Origin of the sequence: Paucibacter sp. DJ2R-2 (assembly GCF_025717675.1) — a bacterium.
Classification (GTDB): domain Bacteria; phylum Pseudomonadota; class Gammaproteobacteria; order Burkholderiales; family Burkholderiaceae_C; genus Paucibacter_A.
In genome coordinates, this window is record NZ_JAJIRT010000006.1 from 99485 (window position 1) to 122084 (window position 22600).

Below are 22600 nucleotides of genomic sequence, written 5' to 3' on the forward strand. Positions count from 1 at the left end.
TTTCCCTCAAAAGTCGCGTTCAGGTGCTCGTCTGGAGTATCCGGGCAGACCCCGGCTGTTCCCTATGGCGCCTTACCCTCAGTTCGCGGCCTTCACCTCGATGTAGTTGATGTTCCATTCCTTGCCGATCGACTTGATGCGCAGGCTGTGCGTGCCGGCCGGGATGCGGATCACCGGGCTGCTGTAGGTCTTCCAGGTCTGCCAGCCACCGGTGTTGGGCACTGCCTGGCTGTCCAGCTTGCTCTCGCCCAGCCAGACTTCGAAGCCGGTGCTGCCGTTGGCCGAGGCCAGGCGGTAGTCGATGACGAAGTTGGCCGCGCTGGCCACCGAGACCTTGAACTCGATGAAGCGATCGGGCTCGAAGTGGCCCACATTCTTGCCGCCGCCCACATCGCTGCAGTCCTCCAGCTGGATGCCGGACATGGCGGTGTAGGCCTCGGCCTCGATGCGGGCCGGCAAGGCGATCGCCTCGCTGTTGCTGCCGAGCTCATCGCTGCGATAGCTTTCATCCTCAGGGTCGGTCGCGGCCACGGTGTAGAAGTAGCGCTGACCGGGCTGGGCTGTGCTGTCGACATAGGCCGGGGTTTTCAAGCCCTCGGCCAGCAGCACCGCCTTGGCGCTGTCGCCGGGCTGGGTGCTGCGATAGACCTTGTAGCCGCTGAGGTCCGCTTCGGCATTGGCCGCCCAGCTCAGGCTGACGCCGGCACTGCTGGTGCTGAGCTTGAGCCCGGTCGGACGTGCGGGCAAGGTGTAGAGCGTGGTGCCCGTGCCTTTCAACTGCTGCAGCAAGCCCGGATGAGGCTCCAAAGCCTGCGTGCCAAAGCTCTTGAACAGGGCTTCGATCTCGGCCAGGGACGCCGTGTTGAAGTCCAGCTTGCCGCTGGGCTCGACGACATCCTGCCCGTTCACCGGCGGCTGGGCCAGCAGATAGACCTCGGCCCAGCTTTCCACGCTGCCGTTGTCCTTGAACACACCGTTGAAACGGTAGCTCTGGCCGCCTTGCAGGGTCACCGCCTGGTAGACCGCACCATTGATGTCCCCGCTCACGCCGGCAGGCCGGGTGACGCGCAGCACCGCGCCCTCGCCGCCCGTCGGTATTTGGCTGCTGTTGCGGGCGTTGAAGTCCAGGCCCAGGCTGCCGCTGATGTTCAGTGGGGTCCAGCCATTGCTGCTGCCGAACTCACCGTTGCTCAGCATCTCGGCCTTGCTGGCTTCGTTCACCAGGCTGAGCTTGTCATAGCTGACATCGGGCCGGCCATTGCCGGTGGCGCCGGTCTTGACGACCAGGTAGTAGGTCTTGGCACCGCTGCCGCCGATCTTGATCGTGCCCGGGCTGCGCGCGCAGGCCGTGGCCAGGCTGCTGTTCCAGCCGGCGCAGTCCCAGCTGCTGGCCTTGGCCAGCAGGCCCAGGCCGCCGTCCTTGCTGCTGTCTACAGCGTTGGTCACCAAGCCCCAGCTGCCGCGGCCATGGCCGCCCTGGGCGCTGACGATCTTGTAGGACCAACTGGTTGCGGCAAAGCCCTTGGCCGCATAGCTGTCGTAGGTCGCGCGGCCGATCTTCCCGCCCAGCTCCAGGCCGGCGCCCTGCCAGGGCTGGAACTCACCCATCAACAGCGGCGTCTTGAGGGCGGTGATCTTCTTGCTCCACTCACAGATGCCGCCCTGCCCTTGCGGGCCGCAGCGCAGCCAATCGCGGTGGATGTCGTAGGCGCTATCGTTCGGCCGGTCTCCGAAGAGGCCGGGATAGGGGTGCAGCTCGAAAGCCACATTGCTCATGCCCTTGGCCGCCGGGTCGCCGTAGACCTCGATATTGCCGTAGTGACTGGGCAGCATGACGATGTGCTTGCTGTCGATCTTGCGTATGGTCTGGTAGAGCTCGGTGACACGTGTGGCCATGTCTTCCGGCGTTGAGCCCCAGGGCTCGTTGAGCGGGTCGTAGGCGGCCACCACCGGCTCGTCCTTGTAGCGGGTGGCGATCTGCTCCCAGAGCCAGCGCGTGCGGTCCTGGTACTCGCTGCTGCTCCAGTACTTGTTCTGGCCAGAGCAGCCGGTGTGGTCATTGGGGGTTTGGCCACCGAGGGCACCGTGCAGATCGAGGATCACGTAGATGCCGCGCTTCTTGGCCTCGGCAATCGACCAGTCCAGGTATTTCCAGGCATCGGCGCGCAGGGTCTTGGGCTTTTTTTCATCCTCGATCACGCTCCAGAGAATCGGCAGGCGCACGATGTTGAAGCCGAAGGCCTTGAGCTGATCCCAGTCGCGCTCTTTCATCCAGTTGTCGCGAAACAGAGCGATCAACCGGTCTTTTTCCGCGTCACCGAAACGCTGGCTCAGCTTGGCCTCCAGCGTGCATTGGTCCACCACGCCGGCGGCGCCCTGGTCCATCATCCAGAACTCCTGGACCAGCCAGTTGCCCAGATTGCTGCCCTTGAGGGCGACCGGCGTGCCGCTGGCCTTGACCCATTGCGCGCCTTGGCTGCGCAGCAGGGTCAGCCCCTCTTCCGCCGGCGGCGGCGTCGGGACCGGGGCCGGCGGTGTGCCGCCCGAAGACGAGCCACCACAGGCCGACAAGGCCAGAACGGCCAGCAAGCACCAGGCGGGAATGAAGCCCTGGACTGCGGCGACATGTTTGCGAGCGAAATTCAGTGACATGGGGATCCCAGTTCTCTGTCCAGCGTGCAGCCATCAGAAAGCGCCAGCGCCGGGAGGCGCTGGCGGGTCGTACACCTACCGGCTGGCGTCAGAACTTGTAGCTCGCGCCCAGCAAGACTTGGCGGCCGTAGGTCGTGTAGCGCTCGGGCATCAGGTTGTCCGGGTTCTTGGCATTGCCGACGCTGACGCTGGTGCGATAGGGCTCGTCGGTCAGGTTGTTGACCTGCAGCAGCAAACCCAGGCCCTTGAGGCTGCCGGTCTCGAAGCTGTAGCCGATCTGCATATCGGTCACCGTCTCCGAGTTGATGTTGCTGATCGCCTCGGAGTAGAAGATGCCGCGGGTCTTGGCGCTGTAGTCCGAGCGGTAGCGCTGGCTGATGCGGGCCGAGAAGCCGTGCTTCTCGTAGTAGCCCGTCAGGCTGCGCACCACGCCGGAGAGGCCGTCGATGCCGTTCTTGAAGCCATCGTCATTGAGGTTGCTGCGTGTCTTCGAGTAGCTGGCCACCACGCCGAAGCCGTCCAAGATTGGCGTCAGCATTGCTGCCTCCAGCGATGCGGCGACTTCAAAGCCCGCCACCATGCCGCCGTTGCCGTTTTGCAAGGTGGTCAGGTTGCCGATATTGCTGGTCGGCACGACGGGCGGCTTGCCGGTGTTGGGGAAGCCGGTGAAGTCGTACTGCACCGTGCCCGAGCCGATGAAGTTGAGCAGATGCTTGTGGAAGATCGCGTAGGACAGGTAGCTGCGCTTGCCGATGTACTTTTCGAAGGACAGGTCCACCGAATCCGCCAACCAGGGCTTGAGCGTCGGGTTGCCGCCGCTGCCGTTCCAGGTCTTGGTGGTCGCGTCGACGCCGACGCCGGTGAAGCCGGCACGCATGTCATTCATGCGCGGGCGGGCGTTGGAACGCGCCAGGCCGAAGCGCACGATGGTGTTCGCGGGCAGCTCGGACACCAGGTTCAAACTGGGCAGCATGCGGCCATAGCTGGTGCCGCCGGTGATGGGCACGGCCTTGCTTCCATCCCAGACAAAGCCGTCGGACTCTTGCTGGGTGCGCACATATTGCAGGCCCACGTTGCCGCGCAGCGGATAGCCGAACAAGCTGGAGTCGATATTGCCCTGCACATAGGCCGTATTGACCTTTTCGGACACACCGTAATGGCGCGCGAAGGTCTGGTCCGCACCGATTTCGGTCTGGGTGTAGAGCGCATCCTTCACGCCCATCACGTCATAGGACACGATGGCCGGAATGCCGCCAAAGGCCAGCGAGCTGTTGCCCAGCAAGAAACTGGCGGGCACCGCGATCGGCGCACGACCGTTCTTCAGATTGAGCTGGTACTCCATCATGTCGACGTCTTTGCTGCGCTCGTTGAGGTTCAGCCCCAACTCCACGCTGCTGAAGAAGCCGGTCAAATCGCGTTTGGCCGACAGGCGCAGGGCCTTGATCTCGTCGTTCGACATCGGGTAGTTGCTGCGGCCGTCACGGCCCCAGCCGCCCGGGTCGCTGAGCAGCAGCTTGCTGGCGTCGCCGTAGTTGAACTGGGTGCTGACCTGCGAGATGCCGCTGCCGGTCTGCACATCGATGCCCAGCGAGGTGGTGCCGGGCGCACCGGCGCTCAGCTCCATGAACTGCTCTTGGCGCTTGGCGCGCGAGTAGCTGAGGTCGGCCACGGCCACCCAGTTGTCGCCCAGCTTCCATTTGTTGTTCCAGCCGACGGCGGCGATGTCGTCGTCGCGGGTGTTGTGCTGGCTCAGATGAACCGGCTTCAGATTGCCCACCGTGGCGCTGGTCACGAACTGATCGCCGTTGATCTCGCCCACTTTGACGTTCGAGTACTGCGGCTCGGTGGCCGCCGACCAGGTGGCGCCGAGGTTGGACATCAGGCCGCGGTAATTGCGTTCCTGCTTGAACTTGCTGTAGTACAGGTCCAGCACGCTGTGGAACTGGTCATTGGGCTTGTATTCGAGTGCGGCCATCAAGCCGTCCCGCACCTGCTTGGACGCGGTGACGGTATCTTCGAAGCCGTTCAAGGTCGCCACACCCTTGGGCACGCCGGGCACCTGGTCGCCCCATGGGCCGGTGTCGGCCCACCACCAGGATTTGTAATGGGTCTCTTGCCCCGGCGAATCGAGGTGGGCGAAGCCAATGGCCAAACCGATGGTGCGGTCGGCGAACTGGTCGATATAGGACGCGCTCAGGCGGTTGCCGCTGGCACCGGGGCCGGGCGTGACCTGGCCGTTGGAGTTGCGTTCAGCGCGGGCGTTCATGACCAGCTGGCGGCCGCCGAAATTGAGCGGGCGCACGGTCTGCATGTCGATGGTGCCGGCCAGGCCCTGGCCGACCAGGCTGGCGTCCGGTGTCTTGTAGACCTTGACGGCGCTGAGCAGCTCGGACGGAAACTGGTCGAACTCCACACCGCGGTTGTCGCTGGTGCTGACCATTTCGCGGCCATTGAGCAAGGTGCCGGCGTAATTGCCCGCCAAGCCCCGCACCTGGATGCCTTGGGCGCGGCCGTCGACGCGCTGCGCCGTCAGGCCAGGCAGACGCGAGAGCGACTCCGCGATGCTGACGTCAGGCAGCTTGCCGATGTCCTCGGCCGAGATCACCTCGACGATGGAGTCGGCATTGCGCTTGGATGCGACCGAAGCCTCGATGCCGCGGCGGATGCCGCTGACGACCACGGTCTCCAACTGCTGGGCGCTCTCGGCTTTCGTCGCTACAGGCGTTGCGGGCGCCGCAGCCACCTGAGCCTGCGCGGACTGCGCCGCGATCAGCAAGGTCACGCAAGCGGCGGCGACCGGGCTGATCTGCAAAGCCGAGGTGCGCCGGCACACGCTGCTGTATTGCTTGGAATGGTTCATGTCGGTTTGTCTCCTGTGACTGACCTTGGGCAAGGCTGAGGCAACAGCGATCGGACATTACACTGACCTGTTATGAATCGCTGAAACTGAAACGGATTCTTAACGATGTTAATGCTTCATTAATTCGGTATTAACCCTTGAATTGATGAAATCACCACCCTCCAGCTGCCCGCCGCCATGAACCTCTTGCTTGCCGAAGACGATGCCATCCTGGCCGATGCCCTGACCGTGCAATTGCGGCGCAGCGGCTTCGAGGTGGAACACGCGCCCAATGGCGCGGTGGCCGAGTACCTCCTGCTCAAGAACAGCTACGACATCGCCATCCTCGACCTGGGCCTGCCCATGGTGGACGGCCTGACCGTGCTCAAGCGCCTGCGCGCTGCACGGCGCGGCCTGCCGGTGCTGGTGCTGACGGCGCTGGACAGCCTCGACGACCGGGTCTCGGGCCTGAACGCCGGCGCCGACGATTACCTGACCAAACCCTTTGACTTCCCGGAGCTGCAAGCGCGCCTGCACGCTCTGCTGCGCCGCGGCCGGCCGTTGGCGGCAGGCCAGGACCTGGCACAGCTGAATTTCGACCGCGCCGCCCGCCGCGCCAGCGTGCAAGGCGAGGCGCTGGAGCTGAGCCCGCGAGAGTGGCTGCTGCTGGACCTGCTGCTGCAAGAGCGCGACCGCGTGGTCACCAAGGAGCAGATCGTGGCCGCTTGGGCGCAGGACCGCGGCGAGAACGGCGGCGGCAATTCGGTCGAGGTCTACATCCACCGCCTGCGCCGCAAGCTGGAAGGCTCGGGACTGCAGATTCGCACCGTGCGCGGCCTGGGCTATCTGCTGGAGGCCGACAGCAGTGCCGGCGGAGCGCCCGCCGCGCCATGAGCACCAGCGCGCGCTCCCTGCACCGCCAGCTCTTCGTCTGGCTCTTGATGCCCCAGGTGGTGCTGTGGCTGGCAGCCGCGCTGTTCACCTACAAGCTGGCCGAACACTACGCCAACACCACCATCGACGCCAGCCTCTCGCAGACCTCGCGCACCCTGGCGCGCCAGGTCAAACCCCTGGACAACGGCCTGTTCATCGACTTCCCGCGTGCCGCGCAAGACATCCTGGAGGCCGACCCCAGCGACCGCGTTCTCTACACCGTCAGCATGCCGCCCGGCCAGTTCATCCTCGGCAACCGCAATTTGCCGCCGCTGCCGCGCGGCGCCAAGCCGGTCTATGGCGAGCCCTTTTTCTACAACGGCAAGCTGGCCGCCAACGACGAAGGCGGCACCGGCAGCGCGGCCGACAGCCCGGCCTGCGGCCCCGCCAAGACCGAAGAACCGCAGCGCCTGCGCGTCGCCGCCCTGCTGCTGCGTTATGGCACGCCCGATTCGCCGGGCCAAAGCATGCTGGTCCAGGTGGCCCGCTCCAGCACCAACCGCGAAGCCTTGGCGCGGCAGATCCTGCTCGACACCGTCTTGCCCCTGTCCGCCCTGATGGCCTTGATGACCATGATCGTCTGGGCCGGCGTGCGCACCGGACTGCGGCCTCTGGCGGTCTTGCAGAGCCAGGTCGAAGGCCGCGCCGCCAATGACCTGACGCCCATCAAGATCAACGACGCGCCGCCCGAGGTGCGCTCCTTGGCCCTGGCCATGAACAGCCTGCTGGTCGAGGTCAACCACAATGTGGTGGCGCAAAAGCGCTTCATCAGCGACGCCGCCCACCAGCTGCGCACGCCCCTGGCCGGGCTCAAGAGCCAGACCGAGCTGGCCTTGCTGGACGCCCAGGCCCCGGCCCTGAAGGCCCGGCTGCAACTGGTGCACAGCAGCGCCACGCGCAGCGCCCATCTGGTCAATCAGTTGCTGAGCCTGGCGCGGGCAGAGCCCGAATCGGCCAGCCAGCAGGCGCGCAGCACCCTGGACCTGCGCCAGCTGGCGCGCGAAGTGACGACCGAGATGGTGCCGCGCGCACTGGCGGCGGGCATCGACCTCGGCTTCGAATCCGGCGAGCCACGCAGCCCCTGCCCGGTGCGCGGCTTCGAGTCCTTGCTGCGCGAGGCGCTGGTCAATCTGATCGACAACGCCATCCGCTACGCCGGCCGCGGCGCCAGCGTCACGGTGCGCGTCAGCCTGAGCGACGGTCAGGTGGTTCTGGAGGTCGAGGACAACGGCCCGGGCCTGCCCGAGAGCGAATGCGAGCATGTGTTCGAACGCTTTGTGCGCGCCACGCACGACGGCACCGGCTGCGGCCTGGGCCTGGCCATCGTGCGCGAGATCGTCGAGCGCCATGCCGGCCGCGTGTCCTTGCGGCCGGTGCAAGCCCAGCCACCCTTGGGCTGCCTCGCGCGGGTCACCCTGCCGGCCGCAATTCAGGGATAGCCCGCTCACCGCTGGTGCATTCAGCAGGCAAACTGTTAATTTCATGTTAATAATTAATGGAGGCCAGGGCCGCTGCTTCTTCTCATGTCGCGGCACTTGGCCCCAGATGGGGACCCGCCAATGAAACCGAATCCCGCCCTGGGGCCGAGTCGCCGCCGCAACAGCACCAGCAGGCTGACGGCGGCGGCCCTGCTGCTGAGCACGCTGCTGCAGCCGGGCTTGCTTCGCCAGGCGCAGGCCGGCGATATCGAAGTGCTGCACTGGTGGACCAGTGGCGGCGAAGCGCGCGCCGCCCTGGCGCTCAAGGCCAGCATGCAGGCCAAGGGCCACAGCTGGAAGGATTTCGCCGTGGCCGGCAGCGGCGGCGATTCCGCCATCACCGTGCTGCGCTCGCGCGTGGTGTCCGGCAACGCGCCAGCTGCGGCTCAAATCAAAGGGCCTTCGCTGCAAGCCTGGGCGCGCGAGGGCGTGCTGACCAGCATCAACGAAGTGGCCCGGGCCGAACGCTGGGATGAGTTGCTGCCCCAGGTGGTCAGCGATCAGATGAAGTACCGCGGCGATTACATCGCCGTGCCGGTCAATGTGCACCGGGTCAACTGGCTCTGGGTCAACCCGGCAGTGTTTGCCCGCACCGGCGCCAAAGTGCCCAACAGCTGGGACGAGTTCTTCGCCGCGGCCGAGACTCTGAAAAAGGCCGGTGTGATCGCCCTGGCCCATGGCGGCCAGAGCTGGCAAGACCTGACCCTGCTGGAGACTGTGGCCATCGGCGTCGGCGGCGCCGATTTCTACCGCAAGGCCTTTGTGCTGCGCGAGGCGGCCGAGTTGAGCGGCCCGACCATGGAGAAGGTGCTGACAACCTACAAGCGCATCAAGCCCTACACCGACCGCAACGCCCCCGGGCGCGACTGGAACCTGGCCACCGCCATGGTCATCAAGGGCGAGGCGGCGATGCAGCTGATGGGCGACTGGGCCAAAGGCGAGTTCCTGGCCGCCGGCAGCCTGCCCGGCAAGGGCTTCATCTGCACGCCGGCGCCGGGCACGGCCAGGAGCTTCATCTACGTGGTCGATTCCTTTGCCATGTTCAAGCTCAAGAACCCCGCCAACAGCGCGGCGCAGAAAGACCTGGCCAGCGCCGTCATGTCGCCCGAGTTTCAGGAGGCCTTCAACCTCAGCAAAGGCAGCATCCCGGTGCGCCTGGGGATGAAGATGGACCGTTTCGACGACTGCGCCAAGGCCTCGGCCCTGGACTTCAACGCCGCCGCCAAATCGGCCTCCTTGCTGCCCTCGATCGCCAACGGCATGGCGGCGCCCTCGGCCATCGAGTGGGCGCTCAAGGACGCGGTGAGCCAGTACTGGAACAGCGACAAGATGAGCGCGGCCGAGGCGATGAAGCGAATGGTCGAGGCGACTCGGGCGAAGTGAACCGCGCTTCGGGCCTGCGACTCAAGGCGGCTTCGCCGACGAGGCGGCCGCCGGGCTGGGTGGCGCGGTCTGGCGTACGGTGATCTGGCGCAACTGACCGCCACCACGCACCGAGCCAGAGACCTCGCCTTCATGGCGCGCCAGTGCTTCGCAGGCCGGTTTGTCCTCGACACCCAGGCGTTGGCAGCGCTTCAAGGCGTTGGCCCGCAAGGCCGCGGGGGACTCGCCGTTGTCCAACTCGCCCTTGCGCGCCGCTGCTCGCGCGGCCACCATTTCTTTCAAACAGCTGCGTGGCTCTTGGCCGCTGCTGCCGTTTAGACAGGCCTCGCGTTGCTGCTTCTGCTGTTGAGGGCTTGACTGATCCGCCAAGCCGGCGCTGGCGCCTAGCACCAACAGCAGGATCGCGAGGGTTTGTGCGCTGCCTTGAGGGGTTCTCATGGCGGGCTCACTCAGCGTCCTGGACCGGCGGGTCCTTGCGGCCGCGCTTCTTGTTGCGATCGAGCTCGCTGCCCACGATCGCCCCCACCGCGGCCCCGCCGACTGTGCCCACCGCACTGCCGCCCGTCAGCACCGAGCCGCCCACGGCGCCAATCCCCGCACCGACTGCCATATCGCGTTCCCGCTGCGACATGCCGGCGCAGGCACTCAGGTTCAGCACCAGCAGCAGTGTCCAGCCCGTTCGAGAGTTCAGCATCATGGTCATCCCGTCCTCGCAGAAGTGAACGACCCGATTGGCCGCACACAGAGCTTGAGGCGCGGCACGGGCTTCGTCTGTCTGCAAGGACGCACAGGGGCAAACGAACTCGGGCTGCTGCCAAGCACACAGCGCGCACGAAGCTTCCTCAAGCTGGGCTCGTCCGGCCTGCCCCAGCCGCATTGCGCGCCATGCGCCCAAAGCTCGCCGCAATCGCCTTTCCAAAGGGCAATTGCCCATGGCTAGGCTGGGCAGCAGTCGCTATCCTCGCCCGGCACTTCACCCAAGTCCACCATGAGCACACCCACTGCCACCCCTTCGTTTCTGAGCCCCGCCACCGCGGGCAAGACCTGCCCCTCCGCCCTGCGCGCCTGCGCCCTGGCCGCCGCCCTGCTGGGTGCCGTGCACTGCGGCATCGCCCAAACCGCCCCGGCTGCAGAGAAAGCTGCCGAGAAAGCAACTGACAAAAAGACCTGGAACGTCAACCAGCCGCCCGGCAGCGGCCGCCAGGTGCAGATCGACACCCGCAGCGGCACCTGGATGAGCGTGGACGTGAGCCCGGACGGCAAGCAGCTGGTCTTCGACCTGCTCGGTGACCTCTACCTACTGCCCATCGCGGGCGGCGAGGCCAAGCCCCTGACCCATTCCATCGCCTGGGAACAGCAGGCCCGGTTTTCGCCCGATGGCCGCCAGATCGCTTTCCAGAGCGACGCCGGCGGCGGCGACAACATCTGGGTGATGAATGCCGACGGCAGCGGCGCCCGCGCCGTGACCAAGGAAGACTACCGCCTGCTCAACAACCCGGTCTGGCACCCGAACGGCAAGTACATCGCCGCGCGCAAGCACTACACCGGCACCCGCTCGGCCGGCTCGGGCGAGATCTGGCTCTTTCATGTGGACGGCGCCGCAGCCGGCAACAAGGGAGTGCAGCTGAATGAGAAGCCCAACTGGCAGAAAGACCTGGGCGAGCCCGCGCTTTCGCCCGACGGCAAATACCTCTACTACTCGCAAGACACCACGCCGGGCCGCAGCTTCGAGTACAACAAAAACTCCAACGGCGAGATCTTCAAGATCTTCCGCCAGGACCTCAGCGACGGCACGGTCGAGGCCTTTGTGCAAGGCGCCGGCGGCGCCATCCGCCCCACCCCCTCGCCCGATGGCAAGTACCTGGCCTTTGTGCGCCGCGTGCGCAACCAGAGCACGCTCTTCCTCAAGGACCTGAGCAGCGGCCGCGAGTTCGCCGCCTGGGGCCAGCTCGAGCGTGATCTGCAGGAGAGCTGGTCCATCAACGGCGTCTACCCGGCCTTTGCCTGGACGCCAGACGCCAAACAGATCGTCGTCTGGGCCCAGGGCAAGCTCTGGCGCGTCGACCCCTTCAAGAGCACGGCCGCCGAGATCCCCTTCCATGTGAAGGACCAGCGCGAGGTGCGCGAGGCCTTGCGCGTGCCGCAAGAGGTGGCGCCCGATCAGTTTGCCGTCAAGCAGCTGCGCTGGGTGAACACCACGCCCGATGGCAAGTCGGTCGTCTACTCGGCCCTGGGCCATCTTTACCTCAAGGACCTGCGCTCGGACGCGGCGCCGCGCCGCCTGACCCAGCAGCAAGGCGAGGCGTTTGAGTTCTTCCCCAGCTTCTCGCGCGATGGCCGCGAGCTGGTTTATGTGAGCTGGAACGACGACAAGCTCGGCAGTGTGCGCAAGCTGGACCTGGCCAGCGGCCGCGAGACCGTGATCACCAAGGCGCCCGGCAAATACCTCTCGCCGCGTTTCTCACCCGACGGCAAGCAGATCGCCTACGTCAAGGCCAGAGGCGGCTACCTGACCACGCCCTGGCATGGCCTGGAGAACGGCGTCTACCTGGCCGCCGCCGACGGCCGCGGCGAACCGCAGCGCATCAGCAAGGACGGCGACAGCCCGCAGTTCGGCGCCCGCAATGACGCCCTGTTTGTCAGCCGCTCCAGCATGAGCAATGAGGTCGATTCGCGCCGCTCGCTCTGGCGCATCGAGCTCAAGGACCGCAGCGAAACCGAGGTCGCACGCAGCGAGTACGTCAGCGAATACAGCCTCTCGCCCGATGGCCAGTGGCTGGGCTTTGTCGAGCGCAGCCATGCCTATGTGACGCCGCTGCCGCAGGCCGGCAAGACCATCACCGTCGGCCCCAAGATGGACGCGCTGCCGGTGCGCCAGCTCGATGTGGTGGCCGGCGAGGACATGCAGTGGAGCGGCGACAGCCAGCAGCTCTGGTTCAACCATGGCGACGAGCTCTTCAGCGCCCGCCTGGCCGAAGCCTTCCCGCCGGCGGCCGTGGACGCCGAAGGCAAGCCGGTGGCCAGCGCTTTCAAGCCCGAGACGGTGCAGCAGGCCGGCCGCAAGATCGGCTTCAACCAGGCCAGCGACAAGCCCGCAGGCCGCATCGCCATCAGCGGCGCCCGCATCGCCACCATGAAGGGCGATGAGGTGATCGAAGACGGCGTGATCGTGGTGCAGGGCAACCGCATTGCCGCCATCGGCCGCGCCGATCAGGTGCAGATCCCGGCCGACGCCAAGCGCCTGGACGCGCGCGGCAAGACCATCATCCCCGGCCTGATCGACGCGCACTGGCACGGCGGCATGGCTGAGAGCGAAATCATCCCGCAGCAAAGCTGGATCAACTACGCCTCCCTGGCCTTTGGCCTGACCACCATCCACGACCCGTCCAACCGCAACGGCGACATCTTCACGCAAGCCGAGATGCAGCGTGCCGGCCTGGTGACCGGCCCGCGCATCTATTCGACCGGCTCCATCCTCTACGGCGCCAAGGGCAGCATCAATGCCCCGGTTAACAGCCTCGACGATGCGCTCAGCCACCTCAAGCGCCAGAAGGCCGCCGGCGCCATCAGCGTCAAGAGCTACCAGCAGCCGCGCCGGGAGCAACGCCAGCAGGTGATCGAGGCCGCACGCCAGACCGGCATGATGGTGGTGCCCGAGGGCGGTTCGCTGTTCCAGCTGAACATGAGCATGATCGTCGACGGCCACACCGGCATCGAACACGCCCTGCCCGTGGCCGAGGTCTACGACGACGTCAAGCAGCTCTGGACGCAGACGCAAGTCGGCTACACGCCCACGCTCAACGTGGCCTACGGCGGCCTGGACGGTGAGCACTATTGGTACGCCCGCACGGAAGTCTGGAAACACCCGCTGCTGAGCAAGTACGTGCCGCGCGCGGTGCTGGAATCGCGCGGCGTCCGCCGCGAGACCGCGCCCGAGGAAGACTTCAACGTCATCCGCGTCGCCCGCACCGCTACCGAGCTGCAGCGCGGCGGCGTCAAGGCCAATATCGGCGCCCACGGCCAGCGCGAAGGCCTGGGCGCCCATTGGGAGATGTGGATGTTCGGCCTGGGCGGCATGAGCTCGCTGGAAGCCATCCGCACCGCCACCGCCAACCCGGCGCATTACCTGGGCCTGGACAAGGACCTGGGCTCGCTCGAGGTGGGCAAGCTGGCCGATCTGGTCATCATCGACGGCGATGTGCTCAAGGACATCCGCCAGAGCGACCGCATCAGCCATGTGATGCAGAACGGCCGGGTCTTCGAGGTCGGCAGCATGAACGAGGTGCTGCCGCGCCAAAAGGCCCGCAAGCCCTTCTTCTTCGACGGCGCCGACGGCCGCAGCATGCCGGTGGACGGACACAGCCATGGTCATGGGCATGGGGAGGATTGAGACTGGGGCGCGAGTCGTAGACGGGTGAATTGCGAGCATCCCTGGCCCCTTGCAGCACCCGGCGTTCGTGGAGAACTCTGGCACGCAGAGGCCTCAGAGAGACGCGGAGTACGCAGAGAGAGCCAAGCCCTGCCAGATGCTCTGCAAGCTCTGCGTCCCTCGGCTGCTTGCTCCGCGTCGTATTCCGGGTTTTGCTTCTCAAGAAAGAGGCGCGGGACGGAGTGAATTCAACGGCGAACCAAAATGTTGTTTTAGTTCGCAGAAGAACTTATACTGACGCTGCCGTCTGATGCGCTGACGAGCTTCGCCGTAGCGGCCCGCTCGCCGTCCCACCAGGTCCGCATTGACGTTTGCCCTCAGGAGTTCGCCATGGCCGCCCTTGCTTCCGAACTGCACCCGCAAGCCCCCGCTGCCCAGCCGGGCTTGCAAACCCCGGCTGCCGCCGGTGCGGCCTTGCGCACCTTCTTTCGCATCGCCCACGCCTGGGGTCTGAGCAACGAAGAACAGCAGCGCCTGCTCGGTTGCGGCCGCACCACGTTCTACGACTGGAAGGCTGGCCGCATCAAGAGTGGCCTGGACGCGGCCACGCTCGAGCGTCTGTCCCATGTCTTCGGCATCTATGCCGGTCTGCAGATCCTCCTGCCCATTCCCGAGCGGGCCGACGCCTGGATCAAGAAGGCCAATAGCGCACCGCTGTTCGGTGGCGCCAGCGCCCTCGCCCGCATGCTGGGCGGCCAGGTCTCGGACCTGTTCGTGGTCCGCCAATACCTGGACGCCCAAAGAGGCGGCTGGGCTTGAGCAAAGAACCCTTGTCCCTGCGCGACATCAGCACCACGCCGCTGCACTGGCCCGATTCCTGCCGCCTCTTGCCCAGCCGCTATCCGCCCGTGCTGCTGTTTGATGCGGTGGCCGATCCGGCCGATCTGGAGGTGGTCTTCGCCATCGAGTCGTTGGGCAACCCGCGCCTGCGCGAGCTGGCCGGCGAGCTGAGCCTGGTGCCGCAGGCCCAGCGCCTCAGCGGCCCGGGCAGCAGCCCCATCATGGCCGCCTTCACCCACCTGAACCCGGAGGGCAGCCGTTTCTCCGACGGCAGCTACGGCGTCTATTACGCTGCCCGAGAGCTGGACACGGCCGTGGCCGAGGTCAGCCACCACCGCTCTTTGTTCCTGGCCCGCACGAGCGAGCCGGCCATTGACGTGGACCTGCGCTGCTACCGGGTCAGCATCGCCGCCGATCTTCATGAGCTGCGCGGCGCCCGCACTCCTGAGCTGCTGGCGCTGCTAGACCCGCAGTCCTATGCCCACTCGCGCCCCTTCGCCGCCGACCTGCGCGCCGCCGGCAGCGCCGGCCTGGTCTACGACAGCGTGCGCCACACAGGCGGCCAATGCGTCGCCCTCTTCAATCCGCAGGCCACCCGCCCCCCAGCGCGCCAGGGCGAGCATGTGACCCTGCGCTGGAACGGCGAGCGCATCAGCGAGTGGTACCTGAAATCCGAGCTGCACCAGCTCTGAATCGCTCCGCCCATGCCGCCCATGCCGGCGCTTTGACGGTCTGTCGAATCCCGAGGGCGTCCGCCCAGCGGTCTGCCTAGACTCGCGGTCATCACCAGCCAACACCCAGACAAAAAAGGCCGATTCATGCTGAGCATTCAAAACGTGGTCAAACGCTATGGCGCCCTGAAAGCCGTGGACGATCTCAGCCTCGAACTCAAGCCCGGCGTGCTGGGCCTGATCGGCCACAACGGCGCCGGCAAAAGCAGCCTGATGCAGATGATCGCCACGCTCAGCAAGCCCAGCAGCGGCCGCATCTTGCTGGACGGCCAGGACATCGTCGCCAAGCCCGATCTCATGCGCCGCCGCCTGGGCTATCTGCCGCAGGACTTTGGCGTCTATGCGCAGCTCAGCGCGCTCGAGTTTTTGCAGTACTTCGCCGCACTCAAGGGCGTGCGCGACCCGGCTCGCATCCAGCGCCTGCTGGAGCTGGTCAATCTGGCCCCGCATGCCAAGCGCCAGGCGGCCAGCTTTTCGGGCGGCATGCGCCAGCGCCTGGGCATCGCCCAAGCCTTGCTGAACGACCCCGATGTGCTGATCGTCGACGAGCCGACCGCCGGCCTGGACCCCGAGGAGCGCCTGCGCTTTCGCCAGCTGCTCAGCGAGATCGGTTTTTCCAAGCTGGTGATCGTCTCCACCCACATCGTCTCGGACGTGGAGAACATGGCCGGCCATCTGGCCATCATGCGCCAGGGCCGCTTGATCGCTTTCGAGTCGCCGGCTGAGCTGCTGGAGCGCGCCCGGCCGCGCGTCTGGAGCGCCGATCTGGCCCCGGCCGACTACGAAGCGCTGCGTGGCCAGGTCCATGTGCTGCAGAGCCAGCGCCTGGGCGAGCAGATCCGTCTGCGCATGGCCGCCGATCAGCAGCCTTGCAGCGCAGCGCGGCTCAGCGAGCCGAGCCTGGAAGAAGCGCTGATGGCCTTGCGCTACGCCCAGCAAGACAGCCCGGCCGCAACCCTGGGCCTGGCGGCATGAAGGCCGCGCTGCAAGCGATGGTGCAGAACGAGCTGCGCCTGCGCAGCCGTCGCATCAGTTCCCTGCTGGTGCTGCTGGCGGCCGTGGCCCTGGCCTGGCTGATGGTGGCCGACCCGCGCAGCGGTGTGGCCATGATGGTGGTGGGCCGCGCCCGCATGGTTTACGACAGCGCCACCCTGGCCTTCGGCAGCGCGACGCTGACCGGCATGCTGCTGGGCCTGGCCGGCTTCTACCTCTCACGCGGCCGCTGCCAGGAAGACTTGCGCAGCGGCTGCGCCCAGGTGCTGGGCGCCACCCCCATGTCCAGCAGCCTGCTGCTGCTGGCGCGCTGGCTGGGCGCCCTGCTGTTTCTGGTGATCCTGACCATGGGCATGATGCTGACCGTTTGGGTGCTGCAGTGGACACGCGGCGAAGGCCCCGTCCAGCCCTTGGTCTATCTGCAAACCTATACCCTGTTGCTGCTGCCGGTGCTGGTCTTCAGTGCCAGCCTCGCGGTGCTCTGCGATGCCTGGGCGCCGCTGATGGGCAAGCGCGGCGACCTGCTGTTCTTCGGCCTCTGGATGGCCCAGTTCGCCGTCTTGCCCCTGACCCTGGGCCAGGGCCTACGCACGCTGAACCCGCTGTTCGCGCTCGACATCTCGGGCATGTCCAGCAGCTTGATGCAGCTCTGCGCCACGCTGAACACCGAACACATCTCGGTCGGCGGCGGGCCCTTCGATGCGGCCCTGCCGATGCTGAGCTTCCCGGCCAACTACTGGTCGAGCCAGCTGACGGCTCTGCGCCTGGCCGCCGTCGGCGTCGCCACCCTGCCCCTGCTGCCAGCGCTGTGGCTGTTCCACCGCTATGACCCGGACCTGGTGCGTGCCCGGCCCGTGGCACAGCGCGGCTTCTGGGCCGGCCTGCTGGCCCGTCTGCTCGCGCCGCTGACTCGGGCCTGCGCCCGCTTGCTGCCGCTCAGCGCCCGCCTGCCGGGCCTGGCCGGCCAGGTGCTGGCCGATGCACTGCTGAGCCTGATCCTCAGCCCCCTGGCTTTGCTGCTGCTGCCCGCCGCCTGGCTGGCGGGCCTGCTGCTGCCGACGGCGCAACTGCCGGCTCTGCTGATCGCCGGCTGTGCGGTCTGGGGCGTGCTGATCAGCGACCTGCCCGCGCGCGACGCGCAGTCAGGCTGCAGCGAGCTGCAGGCCGCCCTGCCCGGTGGCGCCCGGCTGCGCTACTGGCGCCAGGGCCTGGCCAGCCTTTTGCTGGGCCTGCTGTTCTGCGCGCCGGCCTTGCTGCGCTGGCTGGACCCCATGGCCACGGCGGCGCTGCTGGCCGGCCTGCTGCTCTTGAGCACCTGCGCCAGCCTGTTGGGCCAGGCCACCCAGGGCGGGCGCAGTTTTCTGATGCTGTTCCTGAGCTGGCTGTACCTGGCCACCCAACTGCCCGATGTCCGCGCACTCGACCTGCTGGGCTTCAACCGGGCGGCCACGCCACTGAGCAGCGGCCTGGTGCTGGTGGCCGCGGCCGGCCTGGCGCTGCTGGGAATGGCTCTGCAGCAGCGCCGCAACCGCTGAAATAGCCGCCGCAATAGCCGCAGAACTAGCAGGAAAAGCCGGCCATCCACAGCGCCTGGGCACCGCCAGCGCGGCCGACAATGGCCGCATCCACTGCATTGACGCCAGCATGCGCATCCTGATCACCGGCAATATGGGTTATATCGGACCGGTGCTGGTCCGTCATCTGCGTTGGGTCCTACCTGCCGCTGAGCTGATTGCTTACGACAGCGGCTTCTTTGCTCATGTGCTGAGCGCCCCGTCCGCCCTGCCGGAACGCCAGCTCGATGCCCAGTACTTCGGCGATGTGCGCGATCTGCCCGATGCCCTGCTGCGCGGCGTCGACGCCGTGGTCGCCCTGGCCGCCGTGTCCAACGACCCCATGGGCTCGCGCTTTGAGGCGGTCACCGACGCCATCAACCACCGCGCCGTGGCCGACCTGGCCGGCCGCGCGCGCGCTGCTGGTGTGCGCCGCTTCGTCTTCGCCTCCAGCTGCAGCCTCTACGGCGCGGCCGAAGGCGGGCCACGCCGCGAGGGCGACGCGCTGAACCCGCTGACCGCTTACGCCCGCTCCAAGCTGGCCAGCGAACAGGCCCTGGCGGCACTGGCCCGACCTGGCGACAGCTTCACCGCCCTGCGTTTTGCCACCGCCTGCGGAATGTCCGAGCGCCTGCGCCTGGACCTGGTGCTCAATGACTTCGTCGCCTGCGCTGTGAGCCGGGGCGAGATCAGCGTGCTCAGCGACGGAAGCCCCTGGCGACCGCTGATCGAGGTGCGCGATATGGCCCGGGCGATCGAATGGGCGCTGCTGCGGCCGGTCGACGAGGCCCAGCCCTTTCTGGCCATCAACACCGGCGCCAGCGACTGGAACTACCAGGTGCGGGATCTGGCCGCCGCCGTGCAGCGCGCCTTGCCCGGCACGGCCCTGCACATCAACACCGAGGCGCCGCCCGACCGGCGCAGCTACCGGGTGGATTTCTCGCTCTTCCAGCGCCTGGCGCCGGCACACCAGCCGCAGATCACGCTGGATGCGGCCATCGCCGGCTTGATCGAAGGCCTGCGCGCCATGCGCTTTGGCGATGCCGACTTCCGCAGCTCCAGCTTCATGCGCCTGAAGGTGCTGGAGCAGCACATCACCAGCGGCGCGCTCGATGAATCGCTGCGCTGGCAGCAGACGGTGGCAGCCGCATGAGCCCCGATCCCGATCGCCTGGCCGCATTCGTCTGCCGCCAGCTCGAGAACTTCTACCCCGACGACCTGGACAGTCGGGACGTTGTGCAGGCGGCCATGCCGGCGACCCTGGACCGAGTGCGCCACTGCGTCGGCCAGGTGATCGCCTGGCCGCAGGGCTTTGACCCAGTGATGTCGGGCCAGTACGCGAGCTTTTTGTACTTCCTGTCCAACGAGGTCGGCGTGACGCTGAGAGACGGCGTCACCGCAACCCGCCTCTTTCTGCTCAACAAGGCCTTGCACGGCCTGGAGCTGTTCTACGACGTGGCCTTGCCCGAGGTCTTCCTGATCGGCCACACGCCGGGTCTGGTCTTCGCCAAGGCCAGCTTCGGCAGCCATCTGGTTTTCCACCAGGGCTGCACCATCGGCCACAAGCTGGACGGCCACCGCCCGCACTTCGAGGGCCACACGGTGATGTTCCCGGGCTCCATGGTGATCGGCCATTGCCGGGTGCGCGCCAACACGGTGATTGCCCCCGGTGTCGTGCTGGTCGATTGCGACACGCCCGGCGACTGCTATGTGCTGGCCGGGCCTGGCGGCCCGCGCAAGCCCATCTTCAAGGCGCTGAAGGCCGGCGCAGCGCCGTTCTGGCAGCGCTACTTTCACGCCTGAGGCAAAGGCCCTCCCCCATGTCCTCCCCCATCTCCACCTCGCCCCTGGTCAGCTTCTGCATCCCGACCTACCAACGCGCCCGCTACCTGGACTCGCTGCTCGGCAGCTTGTGCCTGGAGCTGGCCGACTTCCCCTACCCCTGCGAGGTCTTCATTTCGGACAATGCCTCGGCGGACGACACGGCCGAAGTCGTGGCCCGCTACCAGGCCGATCTGCCGATCCGTTATGTCCGTCAGGCCGAGAACCGCGGCGGCCGCGCCAACTACCAGTTTCTGCAAGCCCAGGCCCGGGGCCGCTACCTGGTCTATATCGCCGATGACGACGCGGTGATGGGCGCGCGCGTGGCCGAGGTGATTGCGCTGATGGAGGCGCAGCCCGAGGTCGGCATCGTCTACGCACCCTGGAAGCTGCTGGACCTGGTGCAAGACCTGGACCTCGGCCAGTTCTATCGCCAGGACCGCGATGTGCGCATCGAGGCCGGCCAGCAGCGCGAGTTGCTGGACACGCTCTTGCGCTACGGTATCTTTCCCGACATCAACATCTGCCGGCGCGAACTCGTGCAAGCGGCGCTGCCGCGCATCCACCAACAGGCCTACTACGCCTACGTGCAGGCGGCCGAGTATGTGGACCGCTCGGCCGTGCTCTTTCTCAAAGAGCCTTACTACGTCTCCATCACCAACTACTTCGCCGACCACCAACGCGAGCAAGGCGGCAATGAAGAGGCCGAGACCGCCTGGGACCGCTACCGCGCCGGCCTTGAATACATCCTGGGCCGCGCCCGCAGCCAGCTGAGCGAGAGCGAGCGCGCCGAGTTCCTGCTGCGCATCGAGCAGATGATCGCCCGCCGCATCGCCGTGGCGGTGCGCCTGCGCCTGGGCGCCGACCGCGACGCGGTGGAAACCTACTACCTGGCCTACCGGCTCAAGGCCCTGGGCGCCGAATCGCTGCTGCCCATGGACCTGGACACCTTGCGCGGCTTTGCCGCCCTGCAGTTCTGGCTGACCGACCCTGAGCTGGGCCGCGGCGTGCAGCAGCGCCTCTGCCTGGGCGACTTCAGCGAAGACCTGCGCGACTACATCCGCCAGCGCTCGGAACAGCCGGTGCAGTTTCTTGCCGACACCCGCGATCTCCCCCCGCTCGGCGAACATGGCCTGGTGCTCAGCCGCCTGCCGCTGAGCGATGCGGAGCGGCAACACCTGGGCGGAGCCTGCGTGATTCAGGAGTCGGAGCTGCTGCGCAAATTCGCAGCCTGAGCCCTCAGGACGGCAAGGGTCGGGCCGGATTGCCGACCACCCGGGCACCGGCCGGCACATCGTGCAAGACCACGGCGCCCGCGCCGATCACCGCATCGGCGCCGATGCGCAAGCGCGGCAGTAGCACGGCGCCAGCGCCGACGAAGACACGAGCGCCGAGCTCACATTCACCGGCCAGCACCGCGCCCGGTGCGATGTGCACGCCCTCGTCCAATTGGCAATCATGTTCGACCACGGCGGCGGTGTTGACGATCACGCCGCGTCCCAGCCCCGCATGGCTGCACACCGCTGCCTGCGCGAGGATCTGGCAGCCTTCGGCCAGATGCGCGTCAGCGGCGACGAATGCGCGCGGATGGACCAGGCTGGGCAAGGCCAAACCTAGACCTTGCAGCCAGGCCAGCACGGCCAGGCGTGCGCGGTTGTCACTGCCAATGGCGGCGGCGGCAGCCGGCAAGCTCGCGCGGCCTGCCAGCCATGACAGCAAAGCCGCCTCGCCGTACAGCAGAGGAACGGCACTGGCCGGCAGCGGATGAGGCACGGCTTGACGGTCACCGAGAGCCACCAGGCGCCAGGCCTGGCCCTGGCCGATCAATTCGTGCAAGACCCGGGCTTGGCCCGTGGCGCCCCAGATCAACAAGTCCTCAGCCATGTCGCAAGCCCTGGACATGACGCCGAACATGAGCGCACACCCGATCAATCTGGGCCTCGCTCAAATCGTGGTAACTCGGCAGGTTGATGCCGCGGCCCTGCAGGCCGTAGCTGACGACGTTGTCGGGCCGGGGCTCGAACATGGGCAGCATGCTGAGCGGCCAGAAGAAGGTCCGGCCATCGATGCGGTCGGCCTTGAAGTCGGCCAGCAAGGCCTCGCGATCGAAGCCCAGGCCGGCGTCGACGATGGCCGTGGGCATCCAGCAGCCATTGATGCAGCCCGGGTCTTCCGAGTTCAAGTGCAGGGGCAGATCGCCCAGACGCTCGCGGTAGGCCGCCAGGATGCGGCGCTTGGCGCCCACCAGCTCGTCGATGCGCTCCAGCTGCGCGCAGCCCAGGGCCGCCTGCAGATTGCTCATCTTGTACTTGAAGCCGATCGCCTCGGGCCAGAACTGCCGGGCCTGGCCGGCCACGCGGCCATGATTGCTCAGGGCCAACACACGCTCGAACAAGGCGCTGTCATTGCAGACGAACATGCCGCCTTCGCCGGTGCTCAGGGACTTGGTGCCATGAAAGGAAAAGCTCCCGAACCTGCCCATGGAGCCGGCACGCTGCCCGTGGTGGACGCTGCCTATGGCCTCGGCCGCATCCTCGACGACGGCGATGCCATGGCGCTCGCCCAGCTCCAGCAAGGCCTGCATCTCGCAAAGGTTGCCGTACAAATGCGTGGCGATGATGGCCTTGGTGCGCGGCGTGATGGCCGCCGCCACGCGGGCCGGGTCCAGGCACCAGCTGTGCTCGAGCACATCGACAAAAACCGGCGTGGCGCCCAGATGGTGGATGGGTGCGGCGGTGGCGATCCAGTTGATGTCGGCCAGGATGACCTCGTCGCCTGCGCCCACACCCAGGGCCGCCAGGCCCATGTGCAAAGCCCCCGTGCAGCTGCTGGTGGCGATGGCATGGCGCACGCCCAGATGGCGGGCAAAGTCGGCCTCGAAGCGCTGGATGTAGTCATAGCAGCGCGGGCCCCAGCCATGGGCCGCCGCATCGGCCACATAACGCAGCTCCAGCTCGGTGACCGAAGGCAAGGTGTAGTGGATGCGATCTTCCGTGGCGGCACTCATA

General features: G+C 66.9%; 17 protein-coding genes. 11 read left to right on the top strand and 6 right to left on the bottom strand.

The annotated features are described in order from the left end of the window. Window positions 1-78: 78 nt before the first annotated feature. Both LNV28_RS15365 and LNV28_RS15370 read right to left on the bottom strand, forming a co-directional pair. Window positions 79-2652, bottom strand: coding sequence for a cellulase family glycosylhydrolase (locus LNV28_RS15365; RefSeq protein WP_263517255.1), 2574 nt, complete (start codon window positions 2650-2652; stop codon window positions 79-81). A gap of 88 nt (window positions 2653-2740) precedes the next feature. Then, window positions 2741-5512, bottom strand: coding sequence for a TonB-dependent receptor (locus LNV28_RS15370; RefSeq protein ID WP_263517256.1), 2772 nt, complete (start codon window positions 5510-5512; stop codon window positions 2741-2743). Between the two features lie 177 nt (window positions 5513-5689). Here LNV28_RS15370 and LNV28_RS15375 point away from each other — a divergent pair, with 177 nt between their 5' ends. From LNV28_RS15375 to LNV28_RS15385, 3 genes are all read left to right on the top strand, one after another. Then, on the top strand, window positions 5690-6385 hold the full coding sequence (locus tag LNV28_RS15375) for a response regulator transcription factor (RefSeq protein WP_263517257.1): 696 nt from the start codon (window positions 5690-5692) through the stop codon (window positions 6383-6385). Then, entirely contained in the window at window positions 6382-7863 is a 1482-nt protein-coding gene (locus LNV28_RS15380; protein WP_263517258.1) for a sensor histidine kinase, read from the top strand. The genes LNV28_RS15375 and LNV28_RS15380 overlap by 4 nt, the downstream gene beginning before the upstream one ends. Before the next feature lie 120 nt (window positions 7864-7983). Next, on the top strand, window positions 7984-9285 hold the full coding sequence (locus LNV28_RS15385; RefSeq protein WP_263517259.1) for an ABC transporter substrate-binding protein: 1302 nt from the start codon (window positions 7984-7986) through the stop codon (window positions 9283-9285). 21 nt (window positions 9286-9306) lie between these two features. Here the strand turns inward: LNV28_RS15385 and LNV28_RS15390 are convergent, their stop codons facing one another. Together LNV28_RS15390 and LNV28_RS15395 are read right to left on the bottom strand one after the other, a co-directional pair. Next, window positions 9307-9723, bottom strand: coding sequence for a hypothetical protein (locus tag LNV28_RS15390; RefSeq protein ID WP_263517260.1), 417 nt, complete (start codon window positions 9721-9723; stop codon window positions 9307-9309). A gap of 7 nt (window positions 9724-9730) precedes the next feature. Then, window positions 9731-9982 (bottom strand): YMGG-like glycine zipper-containing protein, encoded by a 252-nt coding sequence (locus tag LNV28_RS15395; RefSeq protein WP_263517261.1) that lies wholly within the window; start codon window positions 9980-9982, stop codon window positions 9731-9733. Window positions 9983-10273: 291 nt separating this feature from the next. Between LNV28_RS15395 and LNV28_RS15400 the strand changes: the two genes are divergently transcribed. The 8 genes from LNV28_RS15400 (at window position 10274) to LNV28_RS15435 (ending at window position 20827) form a co-directional block, all read left to right on the top strand. Beyond that, window positions 10274-13675, top strand: a complete 3402-nt coding sequence (locus LNV28_RS15400; protein WP_263517262.1) for an amidohydrolase family protein — start codon at window positions 10274-10276, stop codon at window positions 13673-13675. A gap of 369 nt (window positions 13676-14044) precedes the next feature. Further along, window positions 14045-14473, top strand: a complete 429-nt coding sequence (locus tag LNV28_RS15405) for an antitoxin Xre-like helix-turn-helix domain-containing protein (protein WP_263517263.1) — start codon at window positions 14045-14047, stop codon at window positions 14471-14473. Further along, the gene (locus LNV28_RS15410) at window positions 14470-15186 is read left to right on the top strand and encodes an RES family NAD+ phosphorylase (RefSeq protein WP_263517264.1); all 717 of its coding nucleotides are present in this window, start codon (window positions 14470-14472) and stop codon (window positions 15184-15186) included. The genes LNV28_RS15405 and LNV28_RS15410 overlap by 4 nt, the downstream gene beginning before the upstream one ends. A gap of 126 nt (window positions 15187-15312) precedes the next feature. After that, window positions 15313-16200: an ABC transporter ATP-binding protein gene (locus LNV28_RS15415; RefSeq protein WP_263517265.1), complete on the top strand. Its 888-nt coding sequence runs from the start codon at window positions 15313-15315 to the stop codon at window positions 16198-16200. Beyond that, entirely contained in the window at window positions 16197-17753 is a 1557-nt protein-coding gene (locus tag LNV28_RS15420) for a hypothetical protein (protein ID WP_263517266.1), read from the top strand. The genes LNV28_RS15415 and LNV28_RS15420 overlap by 4 nt, the downstream gene beginning before the upstream one ends. Window positions 17754-17862: 109 nt before the next feature. Then, entirely contained in the window at window positions 17863-18924 is a 1062-nt protein-coding gene (locus tag LNV28_RS15425) for an NAD-dependent epimerase/dehydratase family protein (protein WP_263517267.1), read from the top strand. Continuing rightward, window positions 18921-19574: an LbetaH domain-containing protein gene (locus tag LNV28_RS15430; RefSeq protein ID WP_263517268.1), complete on the top strand. Its 654-nt coding sequence runs from the start codon at window positions 18921-18923 to the stop codon at window positions 19572-19574. The genes LNV28_RS15425 and LNV28_RS15430 overlap by 4 nt, the downstream gene beginning before the upstream one ends. 17 nt (window positions 19575-19591) lie before the next feature. Beyond that, entirely contained in the window at window positions 19592-20827 is a 1236-nt protein-coding gene (locus tag LNV28_RS15435; protein ID WP_263517269.1) for a glycosyltransferase family 2 protein, read from the top strand. Window positions 20828-20831: 4 nt separating this feature from the next. Here the strand turns inward: LNV28_RS15435 and LNV28_RS15440 are convergent, their stop codons facing one another. Both LNV28_RS15440 and LNV28_RS15445 read right to left on the bottom strand, forming a co-directional pair. Further along, entirely contained in the window at window positions 20832-21476 is a 645-nt protein-coding gene (locus tag LNV28_RS15440; protein WP_263517270.1) for an acetyltransferase, read from the bottom strand. Beyond that, window positions 21469-22599 carry a DegT/DnrJ/EryC1/StrS family aminotransferase gene (locus tag LNV28_RS15445; protein WP_263517271.1) on the bottom strand — a complete coding sequence of 377 codons (1131 nt, stop codon included), beginning with the start codon at window positions 22597-22599 and terminating at the stop codon, window positions 21469-21471. The genes LNV28_RS15440 and LNV28_RS15445 overlap by 8 nt, the downstream gene beginning before the upstream one ends. Between the last annotated feature and the right edge of the window lies 1 nt (window position 22600).

Bases quoted from the DNA above. Each gene is read 5' to 3' on its own strand.
- LNV28_RS15445 (WP_263517271.1), bottom strand. From the start codon at position 22,599: ATGAGTGCCGCCACGGAAGATCGCATCCACTACACCTTGCCTTCGGTC.
- LNV28_RS15375 (WP_263517257.1), top strand. From the start codon at position 5,690: ATGAACCTCTTGCTTGCCGAAGACGATGCCATCCTGGCCGATGCCCTG.
- LNV28_RS15440 (WP_263517270.1), bottom strand. From the start codon at position 21,476: ATGGCTGAGGACTTGTTGATCTGGGGCGCCACGGGCCAAGCCCGGGTC.
- LNV28_RS15405 (WP_263517263.1), top strand. From the start codon at position 14,045: ATGGCCGCCCTTGCTTCCGAACTGCACCCGCAAGCCCCCGCTGCCCAG.
- LNV28_RS15385 (WP_263517259.1), top strand. From the start codon at position 7,984: ATGAAACCGAATCCCGCCCTGGGGCCGAGTCGCCGCCGCAACAGCACC.
- LNV28_RS15425 (WP_263517267.1), top strand. From the start codon at position 17,863: ATGCGCATCCTGATCACCGGCAATATGGGTTATATCGGACCGGTGCTG.
- LNV28_RS15365 (WP_263517255.1), bottom strand. From the start codon at position 2,652: ATGTCACTGAATTTCGCTCGCAAACATGTCGCCGCAGTCCAGGGCTTC.
- LNV28_RS15390 (WP_263517260.1), bottom strand. From the start codon at position 9,723: ATGAGAACCCCTCAAGGCAGCGCACAAACCCTCGCGATCCTGCTGTTG.
- LNV28_RS15430 (WP_263517268.1), top strand. From the start codon at position 18,921: ATGAGCCCCGATCCCGATCGCCTGGCCGCATTCGTCTGCCGCCAGCTC.
- LNV28_RS15400 (WP_263517262.1), top strand. From the start codon at position 10,274: ATGAGCACACCCACTGCCACCCCTTCGTTTCTGAGCCCCGCCACCGCG.
- LNV28_RS15380 (WP_263517258.1), top strand. From the start codon at position 6,382: ATGAGCACCAGCGCGCGCTCCCTGCACCGCCAGCTCTTCGTCTGGCTC.
- LNV28_RS15415 (WP_263517265.1), top strand. From the start codon at position 15,313: ATGCTGAGCATTCAAAACGTGGTCAAACGCTATGGCGCCCTGAAAGCC.
- LNV28_RS15420 (WP_263517266.1), top strand. From the start codon at position 16,197: ATGAAGGCCGCGCTGCAAGCGATGGTGCAGAACGAGCTGCGCCTGCGC.
- LNV28_RS15435 (WP_263517269.1), top strand. From the start codon at position 19,592: ATGTCCTCCCCCATCTCCACCTCGCCCCTGGTCAGCTTCTGCATCCCG.
- LNV28_RS15370 (WP_263517256.1), bottom strand. From the start codon at position 5,512: ATGAACCATTCCAAGCAATACAGCAGCGTGTGCCGGCGCACCTCGGCT.
- LNV28_RS15395 (WP_263517261.1), bottom strand. From the start codon at position 9,982: ATGATGCTGAACTCTCGAACGGGCTGGACACTGCTGCTGGTGCTGAAC.